Here is a 14,416-nt window from a genome sequence, read left to right as displayed (position 1 = left end):
TAGCCGGGACAATCCGGAGGCAACCCCGTCACCGAAACCTATGACAGAGTCCAAGGGCACGTCACAACCGAAGAGTGCACCGCTGCCCATCGGCACGCTGCTGTCCAATTATCGTATTGTAAAGAAGTTGGCCAGCGGGGGGTTCAGTTTCGTCTATCTGGCCACCGACGAGACCGGCACGCCGGTCGCCATCAAGGAATACCTGCCGGGCGCGCTGGCCCGCCGCAGCCCCGGTGAACTGATCCCGGTGGTCCCGGACGAGAACGCCGCGTCGTTCCGGCTCGGCCTGAAGTATTTCTTCGAGGAAGGCCGCTCGTTGGCCCGCATCTCCCACCCCAGCGTGGTGCGCGTGGTCAACTTCTTCCGCGAGAATGGCACCGTCTACATGGTGATGAACTATGAGATGGGCAAGACGCTGCAGGAACACATCCTGCAGGCGCGCCAGCAGGGCCGCCCCAAGGTGCTGCGCGAGCATTTCATCCGCAGGGTCTTCCATGCCCTGATGAGCGGGCTGCGCGAAGTCCATATCCACAAACTGCTTCATCTCGACATCAAGCCGGGCAACATCTACCTGCGCGAGGACGAGTCGCCGATCCTGCTCGACTTCGGCGCCGCACGGCAGACGCTGACGATGGAGGCCGCGCGCTTCCAGCCGATGTACACGCCCGGCTTCGCCGCGCCCGAGCTCTACGGCAAGCACAGCGAACTGGGACCGTGGAGCGATATCTACAGCCTGGGCGCCACGCTCTACGCCTGCATGGCCGGCATGCCCCCGCAGGAGGCCAACCAGCGTGAGAAGGACGACCGCATGGGCGATGCCATGACCCGCCTGCGCGCCAGCTATACGGGGGGACTGGTCGACCTGGTCGAGTGGTGCCTGCGGCTTGCGCCGGCCGAGCGCCCGCAGAGCGTGTTCCGCCTGCAGAAGGAACTGCGCGAGCAGACCAATGCCCTGAGCGAGCAGGCGCCCGCGCCGGCACCCGCCGCTCCGGAGCCCGCGCCGACCACGCGCCTGATGACGCTGCTGCGCCGCCGCGAAGACCAGGCCGGCCCGGCCACCGAGCCCAAGCGCCTCGGCGGCGGCCGCGACTGACCCACGCTCCCGGAGACGTCCCGACACGCGCCCGGCGCGCATCGCAAATCACATGACCGATGCCCGCCTGGATGCCGCTATCATGAACCAGTGTGCCGGCAAGCGCCGGCAACCCTGACGCCGCCACCCACGAACCCAACCGAAACCAGCCAACATGCGATTTTCCGTTTACCAGGAAAGCCGGAAAGGCGGCCGACGCAGCAATCAGGACCGCATGGGCTACTGCTTCACTCGCGACGCGCTGTTGATGGTGCTTGCCGACGGCCTGGGCGGCCACGCGCTCGGCGAGGTCGCCGCGCAGCAGGCCCTGCAGACCCTGGCCCACCAGTTCCAGGCCCAGGCACGTCCGGCCGTGCGCAATCCGGCCGACTTCCTGCAGGACTCGATCATGCTGGCCCACCGGCAGATCCACCGTTACGCGGAAGCCAAGCGCCTGCCCGACATCCCGCGCACCACGGTGGTCTGCTGCCTGGTGCAGAACGGCCAGATCCACTGGGCCCACGCCGGCGACTCGCGGCTCTACCTGATGCGCCGCGGCCAACTGCTTACGCGCACGCGCGACCACTCCAAGATCGAGAACCTGCTCCAGCAGGAACGCGTGCTGCCGATGCACGTCGCCAACCATCCGGAGCGCAACAAACTGTACAACTGCCTCGGCTCACCCAACCTGCCGCTGATCGACATCGGCGGCCCGGTGCGGCTGGAACCCGGCGACGTGGCCCTGCTCTGCTCCGACGGCCTGTGGGGCAGCCTGGATGAAAAAGTGCTGGTGGATACGCTCAGCCAGCTCTCCGTGGTGCAGGCCATCCCCACCCTGATCGAGCAGGCGCTGCGCCAGGCCGGCGAAGGCGCGGACAACACCACCGCCATCGGCATGATGTGGGAACTGGAGGCGCAGGCCGCCAGCGAGGAAGCGGTGATGACGGACACCCTGCCGCTCAATGCCTTTACTACCTCCATCCTTGAGCACGACGGCAGCGAGGGCGATCTGCTTTCGGAAGAGGAGATCGAACGTTCGATCGCCGAAATCCGTGCCGCCATCGACAAGAGCAGCAATCTGATGCGCTAGTCGCAAGGCGCTGCCCCGCGAGGCTCCGGCCTTGCGGCACGCCGTTCCCGGGCCTGGCGCGGCTCCCGGGCGGACCGGGTTCTTCCACGAGTCCCTGGCGCCGGGCGCCGGGCGCAGCCGCGGCCGTACCTCCGGCACGGGCCGCCCGCGGGCGGTAGAATCCGGGTCTCGATACCGATTCTGAAGACAAGACAACCATGCGACCCAGTGGACGCGCAGCCGAGGCGCTGCGCCCGATCACCCTGACCCGCCAATACACCCGCCACGCCGAAGGTTCGGTGCTGAGTGCCTTCGGCGATACCAAGGTGCTGTGCACCGCCAGCGTGCTGGCCAAGGTCCCGCCGCACAAGAAAGGCAGCGGCGAGGGCTGGGTCACGGCCGAGTACGGCATGCTGCCGCGCGCCACGCACACCCGCTCGGACCGCGAAGCCGCGCGCGGCAAGCAGACGGGACGCACGCAGGAAATCCAGCGCCTGATCGGCCGCGCGCTGCGCTCGGTGTTCGACCTGGGCGCGCTGGGCGAGTACACCATACAGCTCGACTGCGACGTGCTGCAGGCCGATGGCGGCACCCGCACCGCGGCCATCACCGGCGCCTTCGTGGCCGCGCACGATGCCGTGTCGATGATGCTGCGCGACGGCCTGATCACCGCCAGCCCGATCCGCGACTTCGTCGCCGCAGTCTCGGTCGGCATGGTCGGCGGCGTGGCGGTGCTCGACCTCGACTATGCCGAGGACAGCAACTGCGATACCGACATGAACGTGGTGATGACCGGCAGCGGCGGCTTCGTCGAAGTGCAGGGCACGGCCGAGGGCACGCCCTTCTCGCGCGCCGACCTCGACGCCATGACGCGCCTTGCCGAGCAAGGCATCGCCGAGCTGGTGCGCCACCAGCGCGAGGCCCTGGCGCTCGCATGAAGGAGCACGCCATGCAACGCCTGGTCCTGGCTTCGAACAACGCCGGTAAATTGAAGGAATTCAGCGCCCTGCTCGCGCCTTACGGCTTCGACGTGGTACCTCAGGGCCAGCTCGGCATCCCCGAGGCCGAGGAACCGCACGTGACCTTCGTCGAGAATGCGCTCGCCAAGGCGCGCCACGCCAGCCGGCTGTCGGGCCTGCCCGCGCTGGCGGATGACTCCGGCATCTGCGTCGACGCACTTGACGGTGCGCCGGGTGTCTACTCGGCACGCTACGCGCAACTGGCCGGCAAGGAGAAGAGCGATGCGGCCAACAACGCCCACCTGGTCTCGCAACTGGCCGGCAAGCTGAACCGTGGCGCGCAGTACCACTGCGTGCTGGTGCTGGTACGCCACGCCGACGATCCGCGCCCCCTGATCAGCGAAGGCAGCTGGGCCGGTGAAGTCGTGGACACGCCGCGCGGCACCGGCGGCTTCGGCTACGACGCGCACTTCCTGCTGCCCGAGCTGGGACGCACTGCGGCCGAACTGAGCGCGGAGGACAAGAACCGCATCAGCCATCGCGCCCTGGCGCTGGCGGCGCTGACGGAACGCCTCGGCAAGAACGGCCTGCAGGCGGCGCAGCCATGATCCCGATCCGGCCCGTCGCGGCCGACCCGCCCTCCGCATCGCCCGCGACGCCCGACCGGGCCCGGCAGCTCTGGCTGCAGCCCGGCCAGATCGCGCTACCCGCACTGCCGCCGCTGTCGCTATACGTGCACGTGCCGTGGTGCGTGCGCAAGTGTCCCTACTGCGACTTCAATTCGCATGCGGCACCGGGAGCCGAGGGCAGCCACGAGATCCCCGAAGACGACTACCTCGATGCGCTGCGCGCCGACCTGGAACAATCGCTGCCACTGGTGTGGGGGCGCCAGGTGCACACCGTCTTCATCGGCGGCGGCACGCCCAGCCTGTTGTCGGCGCGCGGCCTCGACCGGCTGTTGTCCGACATCCGCGCGCTGCTGCCGCTGGATGCCGACGCCGAGATCACCATGGAGGCCAACCCCGGCACCTTCGAGGCCGAGCGCTTCGCCAGCTACCGCGCCAGCGGCGTGAACCGGCTGTCGATCGGCATCCAGAGCTTCAACGACCGCCACCTCGCCGCGCTCGGCCGCATCCACGGCACGGCGGAGGCGCACCGCGCGGTCGAGATCGCGCTGGCCAATTTCGACAACGTCAACCTGGACGTGATGTATGCCCTGCCCGGGCAGTCGCTGCAGGAATGCGCCCAGGACCTGGAGACGGCGCTGGGCTTCGGCACCACGCACCTGTCCCTGTACCACCTGACGCTGGAACCCAACACCCTGTTCGCCAGGTTCCCGCCCGCGCTGCCCGACGATGACCTCGCCAGCGACATGCAGGACCTGATCGAGGCCCGCACGGCCGAGTCCGGCCTGCGCCATTACGAGACCTCGGCCTATGCGCGGCCGCACCGCGAATCGCGCCACAACCTGAACTACTGGCGCTTCGGCGACTATCTCGGCATCGGCGCGGGCGCGCACGGCAAGCTTTCCTTCGCCAACCGCGTGCTGCGCCAGATGCGCCACAAGCACCCCGCCACCTACATGGCGCAGGCGAAGTCCGGCAACGCCGTGCAGCAGGCGCACGACGTGTCGGCGGACGAGTTGCCGTTCGAGTTCATGCTCAACGCGCTGCGCCTGACCGAGGGCGTGCCGGCCGCCAGCTTCCACGAGCGCACCGGCTTGCCGCTGCACACCATCAGCCGCCAGCTGGCCGCGGCCGAGGCCAAGGGGCTGCTCGAAGCGGATCTGACGCAGATCCGGCCCACGGAACTCGGCCGGCGCTTCCTCAACGACCTGCAGGAGATGTTCCTGAAGGCGTGAGCTGCCTTGGCACGGAAACGAAAACGGCGCCCGAAGGCGCCGTTTTCCTTGCTGCAGCGCCGGCCGGCGTGCGGCATCAGTAAGGCGTGGCCCTGTCGTTGGCGACCTGGGCACGCGCGCCGACACGCAGAGCACTCACGTCGCTCTGGGTCACGGTGGCCAGCCGGCCGTCGTCCAGGCGCACATTGACCCGGTAAGCGGTACTGGTCGAACTGCCCACGCGCTTCTCGACCTGGTTGCCGGCCACCGCGCCAAGCACGGCACCGCCGATGGTGGCGATGGTCTGTCCGGAACCGCCGCCGATCTGGTGGCCGACCAGGCCGCCAGCGGCACCGCCGAGCAGGGTGCCGACGATACCCGAACTCTCCCTCGTATTGGTGAGCGGTTCGATCGACTCCACGCGCCCGTAGAACACCGAGCCCGCCGGCGCCTGGTAGGTATTGCCTTGCGGCTGGCCCTGGTAGCCGGTGGTCTGCGGCGGAGGCGCGCCATAGCCGCCGCCATAGCCACCACCGTAGCCGCCGTAGCCGCCCGGCTGTGCGCAGCCGGCGAGGCCGGCGATAGCGGCCACCGCCGCAATACTGAACCAGATCTTGCCTTGCATCTATGTTTCTCCTCAAGAGCCGGGAGAATACGCTGAGATCCGCGTACCCGTACCCGAGACATGACTAGGAGCACGCCTCGGCGGCCAAGGTTCCGCATGGCCGCCGCGACCTGCCCCGGCCGGCACCGAGGCAGGCCATTACCCCTGCCTGGAACCGCCCTCCCTTGCTATAATGCGCGGCCCGGCCAGCGCCGGCTGCCGCGCTACAATGCGCGTACACTTTCAGGAGACGTGGCCGAGTGGTTTAAGGCAGCAGTCTTGAAAACTGCCGATGGGGTGACCCATCCGTGAGTTCGAATCTCACCGTCTCCGCCACCTTCAAACGGCCCGGGCCAACGCCCGGGCCGTGTCCATTGTAGAGGATGCCGGGATGCCGCCGCCGTGTCGCCCGGCCCCACCTCACGAGCGCGCCTTGCGTTCGGCGGGGCCCGGCGCCATCAGCAGGCCGAGAGCCTGCTGCACCGTGATCCCCAGGCGATAGCCGTGCGCCAGCGCCTGCGCGCAGGCCGGCACGGCATCGGGGCCCGCATGGCGGATCTGTTCCCGGTAGGCTTCGAGTTCGTAGCGCAGGCGCCAGCGGCGGCTCAGCAGATAGCACAAGGGCATCAGGCCGAAGCTGCGCCAGAACTGCCGGACGTGCACCTTTTCGTGGGCCAGCAAGGCGGCGTCCGCCCCCGGCCGCAGCAGGATCAGCGGACCGGGCGCGAACCCGTCGAAGCCGCGCGGGATGCCCCAGCGCGTTTCGACCAGCAGGCAAGGAGGAGACAACAGGACGCGGATCACCGCGCCAGCATACACGTCCCGCCAGGGCGCGGTACACCTTGCGCCGGCGGGAGTGCCTGGCGACCTGAGACGGCTATTCGAGCGTGATCTTGCCGGTTTCGATCACCGTCTTCCAGCGCTGCAGTTCCTGCTGCTCGAACTGCGCGAACTGGTCGGGAGTATTGGCTACCACCTCGAAGCCGCTCTCGCCCAGCTTGTGCCGCATGACCGGTTCGTTGAGCGCGCCCACCAGCGCCGCGTGCAGGCGCGCCTTGACGTCGGCCGGCAGGCCGCGCGGCGCCGCCACGCCCTGCCAGGAGTACACCTCGACATCCTTGACACCGGCTTCGGCCATGGTCGGCACGTCGGGCAGCACGGCGGCGCGCTTGTCGGCGGTGACCGCCAGCGCCTTGAGCTTGCCGGCCTTGATGTACTGCAGCACCGCGTTGATGTTCTGGAAGGACAGGTCGGTCTGCCCCGCGAGCAGGTCAGAGATGGCCGGTGCGCCCCCCTTGTAGGGCACGTGCAGGCCGCTGGTGCCGCTCATCTGCCAGAACAGCGCGGCGGTCAGGTGATCGGAAGAGCCGGCGCCCGAGGTGGCGAAGGCCACCTTGCCCGGATTCTTCTTCATGTAGGCGACCAGGTCGCGCACATTGCCGGCGGGAAAGTCCGTGCGTGCGACCAGCACATTGGGCGCGCGCACGGCGACCGTCAGCAGGTCGAAGTCCTTGGCCGGATCGTAGGCCAGGTGCTTCTGCAGGAAGGGATTGACCGCGTAGACGCCGATCGAGGCGACCATGATGGTGTAGCCGTCGGCCGGCGCCCGCTTGACCATGGTGGCACCGATGGCGCCGGTCGCGCCCGGCCGGTTGTCGACCACGAAGGGCTGGCCCAGCTTCTCGTTGAGCGGGGCCGCCAGCATGCGCGCGATGGTATCGGTGGAACCGCCCGCCGGGAACGGCACGACCACCGACACAGCCTTCTGCGGCCAGGCCGGCGCGGCCGCGCCGGCCGCCGTCGCATGTGCCGCCAGGGCCAGGGCGGTGCCCAGCGCAAGGGCCGAGTGGCGCGCCAGGCGGCGCACGGCCGTGATCAGGCGGCCGTCGGCCCGGCTGCCGGCGCCCAGGTTGGATGCAAGCATATTGTCTCCTCGTTGTGTTCTGTTTCGAGTGGAATGGGAATGCGCAAAGGCGCGGCCGTGCGGCCGCTGCGGATCACCTCACCATGCACGGCGCCTTGTTGTCGAAGCGCCAGCCGGGAATCAGGTACTGCATGGCGGCAGCGTCGTCGCGCGCGCCAAGGCCCAGGCGCTTGTAGCGCGCGTGTGCCAGCTCCAGCTGCGCCATGTCCAGCTCGACGCCCAGGCCGGGCGCGGTGGGAACCTTGACCTTGCCTTCCTCGATCACCAGCGGCGTGCGGGTCAGCCGCTCGCCGTCCTGCCAGATCCAGTGGGTGTCGATGGCCGTGATGCGCCCCGGCGCGGCGGCAGCCACGTGCGTGAACATGGCCAGCGAGATGTCGAAGTGGTTGTTCGAGTGCGAACCCCAGGTCAGGCCCCACTCCGCGCACATCTGCGCCACCCGCACCGAACCCTGCATGGTCCAGAAGTGCGGATCGGCCAGCGGGATGTCCACCGCGCGCAGGCGCACGGCATGGCCCATCTGCCGCCAGTCGGTCGCGATCATGTTGGTGGCGGTAGGCAGGCCGGTGGCGGTGCGGAATTCAGCCATGATCTCGCGCCCGGAATAGCCCTCCTCCGCGCCGCACGGATCTTCGGCATAGGCCAGCACGCCGTGCTTGTCGCGGCAAAGCCGCACCGCCTCCGCCAGCGACCAGGCGCCGTTCGGGTCGAGCGTGATGCGCGCCTGCGGAAAGCGCTCGGCCAGCGCCGTGACGGCTTCCATTTCCTCATCGCCGCGCAGCACGCCACCCTTGAGCTTGAAGTCATTGAAGCCATAGCGCGCATGCGCCGCCTCGGCCAGGCTCACGATCGCCTCCGGTGTCATTGCCGCTTCGTTGCGCAAGCGGAACCAGGCATTGTCCGCGTCGGCCTCGCTGCGGTAGGGCAAGGGCGTGCGCGCGCGGTCGCCAATATAGAACAGATAGCCGAGCATCTCCACCGCGTCGCGTTGCTGGCCTTCGCCCAGCAATGCGGCCACCGGCACCCCGAGGTGCTTGCCGAGCAGGTCGAGCAGGGCCGCTTCCAGCGCGGTGACGGCATGGATGGCGATGCGCAGGTCGAAGGTCTGCAACCCCCGGCCACCTGCGTCGCGGCTGGCGAAGGCGGCGCGGGCACGGTTGAGCACCGCCTGGTAGTGGCCGACCGGCTGGCCGACGACCAGCTCGCGGGCATCTTCGAGCGTCCGGCGGATGCCTTCCCCGCCGGGCACCTCGCCCACGCCGGTATGGCCGGCGCTATCGCGCAGGATGACGATATTGCGCGTGAAGAAGGGGCCGTGCGCGCCCGACAGGTTCAGCAGCATGCTGTCATGCCCGGCGACGGGCACCACGGTCAGCTCGGTGACCACCGGCGTGGCAGGGAAGGAAGCGCCGATGGTGGTGGCGGCGGTGGACTGGGATTCGGGCATGGCGGCCGGGTCTCCGGAAGGGTCGGATCCGCCATGCGGGGATCGCATCGGCATCCGGCCCATATATGTTATCAGTCGTCGTATGACTTGCCACGCAGTATAATGAGGCTATCCAGAACCGGTCAAGATCCGCCGCCACCATGTCCAACCAAGCGCTTGCCCCCTCACCTTCCCCGCGCCGCCGCGGCCGCACGCTGGCCGAGGAAGCCGTCGGCAGCCTGACCGAGCGCATCCGCCAGGGGCAGCTCAAGCCGGGTGACAAGCTGCCTACGGAATCGGAGATCATGGCCGCGCTGGGTGTCAGCCGCACGGTGGTGCGCGAAGCGCTGTCGCGGCTGCAGGCCAGCGGACTGGTGGAAACCCGCCACGGCATCGGCACCTTCGTGCTGCCGCCGCCGGCCGAGGCACCGACACCGTTCCGCCTCGACCCCGCCACCGTCGGCACGGCGATGGACGTGCTGGCCATGCTCGAATTCCGCGTCAGCCTCGAAGCCGAGGCCGCCAGCCTGGCCGCGACGCGGCGCAGTGAGGCGGAGCTTGCCGAGATGCGCCGCGCGCTCGACGAACTGGAGCGCACCGCCGCCGCAGGGCAGGATTCGGTCGGCTCCGACTTCGCCTTCCACCTGGCGATCGCGCGCGCCACTGGCAACCGCTATTTCACCGACATCATGAGCCACCTCGGCACCATGGTGATCCCGCGCAGCCGCCTGCACGTCAGCACGCCCGAGCGCGAGCAGTACCTCGAACGCGTCAATTTCGAGCACGAGAACATCTTCGACGCCATCGAGCGGCGCGATCCCGAGGCGGCCAAGGCCGCCATGCGCATGCACCTGACCAACAGCCGCGAGCGCCTGCGCAAGGCCTCCGCCGCCCTGGAGAACGAGGCCTGAGGAGGGCCTGCACGCCGCTTGCGGTGGCACATCCCATGTTGTAGGATGTCTTATCACAGGAGGCTGAACAACAGCCTGCCCGATGCCTCCGGCCGGCCCGCCCCCGGACCGGTGCCGCCAACCCCCTTGCAGGAAGACCCAGATGAACATCACCGGCGACATGCTGATCGGCGCCAGTGCCGTGCGCGGCCAGCAAACCCGACTCCACGCGATCAATCCGGCCACCGGCGAGACCCTGGCGCCGGTCTTCGGCGGCGGCGGGGAAGCCGAGGCCGAGCGCGCCTGCGCCCTGGCGGAGGCCGCCTTCGACACCTTCCGCAACACCCCGCCCGAGACCCGCGCCCGCCTGCTGGAAGCCATCGCCGACGGCATCGAGGCGCTGGGCGATGCCCTGATCGAGCGCGCCCACGCGGAAAGCGGCCTGCCGCTGGCGCGGCTGCAGGGCGAACGCGGCCGCACCGCCGGCCAGCTGCGCCTGTTCGCCCGCGTACTGCGCGACGGCCGCTGGCAGTCGGCCACGCTGGACAGCGCCCTGCCCCGGCGCACGCCGCCGCGCCCCGACCTGCGCCTGCAGAAGATCGCGGTGGGCCCGGTGGCCGTGTTCGGCGCCAGCAATTTCCCGCTGGCCTTCTCGGTGGCCGGCGGCGATACCGCCTCGGCCCTGGCGGCGGGCTGCCCGGTGGTGGTCAAGGCGCATTCGGCCCACCTCGGCACCTCGGAACTGGTCGGGCGCGTGATCCAGAAGGCAGTGGCCGACGGCGGGCTGCCGGAAGGCGTGTTCTCCCTGCTGGTCGGCTCCGGCACCTCGATCGGCACCGCGCTGGTCGCGCATCCCGCCATCCAGGCGGTCGGCTTCACCGGCTCGCGCGCCGGCGGCCTGGCCCTGGTGCAGGTCGCCAGCAGCCGCCCGCAGCCGATCCCCGTCTATGCGGAAATGAGCAGCATCAACCCGGTCTTCCTGCTGCCGGCCGCGCTGCGGTCGCGCGGCGGCCAGATCGCGCGCGACCTGGTCGATTCGCTGGTGCTGGGCGCGGGCCAGTTCTGCACCAATCCCGGCCTGGTGCTGGCACAGCAAGGTGACGCGCTGGATGCCTTCCGTGCAGCCGCGGTCGCCGCGCTGCAGGACAAGGCTGCCGCGACCATGCTGACGCCCGGCATCCATCGCGCCTACGAGCAAGGGGCCGGGCAGCTCGCCGAGGTCGAAGGCGTGCAGCGCATCGGCCTGGGCTGCGCCGCCGCGGGCCCGAACCAGGCGCGCCCGGCCCTGTTCGAGACCACCGCCGCGCGCTTCCTGGCCGACCACCGCACGCAGGCCGAAGTCTTCGGACCGTCGTCGCTGCTGGTGGTGTGCCGCGATGCCGACGAGATGCTGGCGGTGGCCCGCCACCTCGAAGGCCAGTTGACGGCCACGGTACAGGCGGATGCCGCCGACCACGCCCAGGCCGGCAACCTGCTGACGGTGCTGGAGCGCAAGGCGGGCCGCGTGCTGTTCAACGGCTATCCGACCGGCGTGGAAGTCTCGTTCGCGATGGTGCACGGCGGCCCGTTCCCGGCCACCTCCGACACGCGCGCGACCTCGGTCGGCGCCAGCGCCATCGAACGCTTCCTGCGCCCGGTGTGCTACCAGAACGTGCCGGCCGAACTGCTGCCGCCGGCCCTGCAGGACGCCAATCCGCTGAACCTGTGGCGACTCAAGGACGGCGAGCCGGTCAAGGGCTGAGCCCAGCCGGGCGGCGGCCGGAGCGCCGTGCCCCCCGCCCGATGGCACGGCCTTGTTCAATGAAAAAAAAGGGCGGACCTGCGGCCGCCCTTTCCCCAACCGGGCCGATGCGATGCCTGAGGCAGCCTCAGCCGGCCTCAGGCCGCCGCGGCCAGCACCCGCGCATTGCCCTGCGCATTGCCGCGCGAACGCCCCGAACTCAGGTAATCCGCGATCGATTCCTGCGTGACCTCGCCAAGATAGGCGCCATCCCCGTCCACCACCGGCAGCCAGCTGGTGTTGTGCTGGTACATACGCGACAGCAGGATGCGCAGGTGCTCGTCTGCCGCCGCGGCCGCGGCGAACGGCCGCAAGGCCTCGGCGCAACTGCCCTGGCGCGCGCGCGCATCGCGCCGCGCGACGTAGCCCAGCGCGCGCTGGCCGGCATCCAGCACCGGCAGGTGGCGCACGTCGTGCTCATCCATCAGGGCGAAGGCCTCGCCCAGGCTCATCTCCGGGCGGCACACCGGCGGCATCGTCGCGGCATCGCCGGCGCGCACCAGCAACAGGCGCTTCAGCGTATTGTCATGGCCGACGAAAGCCTGCACGAAGTCATCGGCCGGATGCGCCAGCAGCGCATCGGGATGGTCGAACTGCACCAGCTTGCCGCGCCGGAACACCGCCACCTTGTCGCCCAGCTTGATGGCCTCGTCGATGTCGTGCGACACCATGATCACGGTCTTGCCAAGCTGCCGCTGCATCTGGAAGAACTCGTTCTGGATACTCTCGCGGTTGATCGGGTCGACCGCGCCGAAGGGCTCGTCCATCAGCAGCACCGGCGCATCCGCGGCCAGCGCGCGGATCACGCCGATGCGCTGCTGCTGGCCGCCCGACAGCTCGCGCGGATAGCGCGACAGCATGCGATCGGGATCGAGCTGCACCATCGCCATCAGCTCGCGCGCGCGCTCGCGGCAGCGCTGCTTGTCCCAGCCCAGCAGGCGCGGCACGACCATGATGTTCTCCTCGATGGTCATATTGGGAAACAGGCCGATCTGCTGGATCACGTAGCCGATCTTGCGGCGCAGCGCCACCTCGTCGATCTCCGTGGTGTCCTCGCCGTCGATGCGCACGATGCCCGAAGTCGGCTGGATCAGGCGGTTGATCATCTTCAGCGTGGTGGTCTTGCCGCAGCCGGACGGGCCGAGGAACACGCAGATCTCCCCCTTGGGGACGGTCAGGGAAACGGCGTCGACGGCGGTCACCGCGGAGCCGTCCTTCTGCGGGAAGGATTTTGTGAGTCGGTCGAGTTCGATCATGGTCAGCGGATTCCTTTCGGTGTCAGGGCCTTCTGCAGCCACTGCAGGCAGGCATCGGCCACGATGGCGAGCAGGCTGACGAGAACGGCGCCGATGGCCAGCTTGCTCATATTGCTCTGGCTGATCGCCTGCAGGATCAGCACCCCAAGGCCGCCGGCGCCGATGAGGGCTGCGATGGTGGCCACGCCGATATTCATCACCACGGCGGTACGCACGCCACCCAGGATCACCGGCACCGCCAGCGGCAGGTCGACCAGGCGCAGGCGCTGCCACGGCGTCATGCCGATGCCGCGCCCCGCCTCCTGGATGCCGGGGTCGACATTGGCCAGCGCCGTATAGGTGTTGCGCATGATGGGCAGCAGCGAATACAGGAAGACCGCGGTCACCGCCGGCACATAGCCCAGCGCGTGGCCGAAGCGGGCGAAGACCGGGATCATCAGCCCGAACAGCGCGATCGACGGCAGCGTCAGCACGATGGTGGCCAGCGCCAGCAGCGGCGCGGCCAGGCAGCGGAAGCGGGTGATCAGGATGCCCAGCGGCACGCCGATCAGCACCGCCATGCCCACCGCCGAACCGACCAGGGCCAGATGCTCGCCGGTCAGCCGCAGCAGCATCGGCCAGCTATGTTGGAGGTAGCTCAACAGGTCCATGCCGCTCTCCTCAGATCAGGCCCTGGCTGCGCAGGAAGTCCTGCGCGACCTTGTCCACCGGCTGCTGCTCGATGTCGACCTGGTAATTCATCGTCGTCATCTTCTCGTTGTCGAGCCTGGCCGACAGGGCGTTGAGCAGGCCGGCCAGTTCCGGATGGCGCTCCAGCGTGGCCTTGCGCACCACCGGCACAGCGTTGTAGGCCGGGAAGAAATGCTGGTCGTCCTCCAGCAGCGCGAGGTCGAAGCCCTTGACGCGGCCATCGGTGGTGTACACCAGGCCCAGTTCGACCTGGTCGTTCTTCAGCGCGGTGTAGACCAGGCCCGGATCGAGCTGGATCACGTCGCGCCGCGTGAACGGCAGCTGGTAGCTGAGCTTGAGCGGCTCCAGCCCGTCGGGCCGCGCGGCGAACTCCATGTCGACGGCGAAGGGATGGCGCGTGCCCTCCCCTGCGTCGCGCATCTTCTGCGCGAGCTGCGACAGCGTGGTGACGCCGGCAGCCTCGGCGCGCCGGCGCGGCATCGCCAGCGCATAGGTGTTGTTGACGGCGGAAGCATCCAGCCACACCAGCCCGCGCGCCGCATCGAGCGCCTTGACGCGCTCATAGCTGGCCTGGGCATCGAGCTTCTCCTCCACCTTGTTGAAAACGATCAGCGCGGTGCCCGTGTAGTCCCACACCACATCGAGCTGGTCGTTCTCCATCGCCTGGCGCATCAGCGTGCTGCCCAGGCCGGTGGTCAGCTCGGTCGGCACGCCCTTGGCCTGCAGGTATTGCGAGGTCATCGAGGCCAGGATCAGCTGCTCGGTGAAGTTCTTGCCGCCCACCCTGACCACCTCGGGCTGGGCATGCGCGGCGGTGTGCACCAGCGCCAGGCCGGCGGCGGCCAGGATCAACAGGCGCGCGATGGCGCCTCGGATCGATTGCATCGGATTCTCCTTCTCGTTGGA

General features: G+C 69.2%; 14 protein-coding genes and 1 tRNA gene. 8 read left to right on the top strand and 7 right to left on the bottom strand.

Features of this window, described 5'->3' with window-relative positions; all coding sequences use genetic code 11:
- Positions 1 to 40 precede the first annotated feature (40 nt).
- From BKK80_RS06820 to hemW, 5 genes are all read left to right on the top strand, one after another.
- Entirely contained in the window at positions 41 to 1,093 is a 1,053-nt protein-coding gene (locus BKK80_RS06820; RefSeq protein WP_071011771.1) for a serine/threonine-protein kinase, read from the top strand.
- 154 nt (positions 1,094 to 1,247) lie between these two features.
- Entirely contained in the window at positions 1,248 to 2,162 is a 915-nt protein-coding gene (locus tag BKK80_RS06815) for a PP2C family protein-serine/threonine phosphatase (protein WP_071011769.1), read from the top strand.
- 197 nt (positions 2,163 to 2,359) lie between these two features.
- Positions 2,360 to 3,079 carry a ribonuclease PH gene (rph, locus tag BKK80_RS06810; protein WP_071011767.1) on the top strand — a complete coding sequence of 240 codons (720 nt, stop codon included), beginning with the start codon at positions 2,360 to 2,362 and terminating at the stop codon, positions 3,077 to 3,079.
- An 11-nt stretch (positions 3,080 to 3,090) separates the two neighbouring features.
- The gene (gene rdgB / locus BKK80_RS06805; RefSeq protein WP_071016200.1) at positions 3,091 to 3,708 is read left to right on the top strand and encodes an RdgB/HAM1 family non-canonical purine NTP pyrophosphatase; all 618 of its coding nucleotides are present in this window, start codon (positions 3,091 to 3,093) and stop codon (positions 3,706 to 3,708) included.
- Complete coding sequence (hemW, locus tag BKK80_RS06800) at positions 3,705 to 4,961, top strand: radical SAM family heme chaperone HemW (protein WP_071011765.1); 1,257 nt, start codon at positions 3,705 to 3,707, stop codon at positions 4,959 to 4,961. Before rdgB ends, hemW begins: the two co-directional genes overlap by 4 nt.
- Before the next feature lie 76 nt (positions 4,962 to 5,037).
- On the opposite strand, the gene BKK80_RS06795 is transcribed toward hemW, so the two are convergent.
- Complete coding sequence (locus BKK80_RS06795) at positions 5,038 to 5,565, bottom strand: outer membrane lipoprotein (protein WP_071011763.1); 528 nt, start codon at positions 5,563 to 5,565, stop codon at positions 5,038 to 5,040.
- Between the two features lie 225 nt (positions 5,566 to 5,790).
- On the opposite strand from BKK80_RS06795, the gene BKK80_RS06790 reads away from it, so the two are divergent.
- Positions 5,791 to 5,880, top strand: a tRNA-Ser gene (locus BKK80_RS06790).
- 84 nt (positions 5,881 to 5,964) lie between these two features.
- Here the strand turns inward: BKK80_RS06790 and BKK80_RS06785 are convergent.
- The 3 genes from BKK80_RS06785 to gudD form a co-directional block, all read right to left on the bottom strand.
- Positions 5,965 to 6,348, bottom strand: coding sequence for a hypothetical protein (locus tag BKK80_RS06785; protein WP_071016198.1), 384 nt, complete (start codon positions 6,346 to 6,348; stop codon positions 5,965 to 5,967).
- 73 nt (positions 6,349 to 6,421) lie between these two features.
- Positions 6,422 to 7,468, bottom strand: a complete 1,047-nt coding sequence (locus BKK80_RS06780) for a Bug family tripartite tricarboxylate transporter substrate binding protein (protein WP_084545503.1) — start codon at positions 7,466 to 7,468, stop codon at positions 6,422 to 6,424.
- Between the two features lie 73 nt (positions 7,469 to 7,541).
- On the bottom strand, positions 7,542 to 8,915 hold the full coding sequence (gene gudD, locus BKK80_RS06775; RefSeq protein WP_071037283.1) for a glucarate dehydratase: 1,374 nt from the start codon (positions 8,913 to 8,915) through the stop codon (positions 7,542 to 7,544).
- A gap of 140 nt (positions 8,916 to 9,055) precedes the next feature.
- On the opposite strand from gudD, the gene BKK80_RS06770 reads away from it, so the two are divergent.
- Positions 9,056 to 9,805: a FadR/GntR family transcriptional regulator gene (locus tag BKK80_RS06770; RefSeq protein WP_071011759.1), complete on the top strand. Its 750-nt coding sequence runs from the start codon at positions 9,056 to 9,058 to the stop codon at positions 9,803 to 9,805.
- A gap of 142 nt (positions 9,806 to 9,947) precedes the next feature.
- Entirely contained in the window at positions 9,948 to 11,525 is a 1,578-nt protein-coding gene (locus BKK80_RS06765; protein ID WP_071068765.1) for an aldehyde dehydrogenase (NADP(+)), read from the top strand.
- 137 nt (positions 11,526 to 11,662) lie between these two features.
- Here the strand turns inward: BKK80_RS06765 and BKK80_RS06760 are convergent, their stop codons facing one another.
- Genes BKK80_RS06760 through BKK80_RS06750 form a run of 3 tightly spaced genes read right to left on the bottom strand, consistent with a single transcriptional unit; the run spans position 11,663 to position 14,395 of the window.
- The gene (locus tag BKK80_RS06760; protein WP_071068764.1) at positions 11,663 to 12,820 is read right to left on the bottom strand and encodes an osmoprotectant ABC transporter ATP-binding protein OsmV; all 1,158 of its coding nucleotides are present in this window, start codon (positions 12,818 to 12,820) and stop codon (positions 11,663 to 11,665) included.
- 2 nt (positions 12,821 to 12,822) lie between these two features.
- Positions 12,823 to 13,470: an ABC transporter permease gene (locus BKK80_RS06755; RefSeq protein WP_071011754.1), complete on the bottom strand. Its 648-nt coding sequence runs from the start codon at positions 13,468 to 13,470 to the stop codon at positions 12,823 to 12,825.
- A gap of 10 nt (positions 13,471 to 13,480) precedes the next feature.
- Positions 13,481 to 14,395, bottom strand: a complete 915-nt coding sequence (locus tag BKK80_RS06750; RefSeq protein ID WP_197523951.1) for a glycine betaine ABC transporter substrate-binding protein — start codon at positions 14,393 to 14,395, stop codon at positions 13,481 to 13,483.
- Positions 14,396 to 14,416: the final 21 nt, after the last annotated feature.

Source organism: Cupriavidus malaysiensis (genome assembly GCF_001854325.1).
In the GTDB taxonomy this organism is placed as follows: Bacteria; Pseudomonadota; Gammaproteobacteria; order Burkholderiales; family Burkholderiaceae; genus Cupriavidus; species Cupriavidus malaysiensis.
The sequence above is the reverse complement of the archived record's forward strand: the minus strand, read 5'-3'. Positions and strand labels throughout refer to the sequence as shown.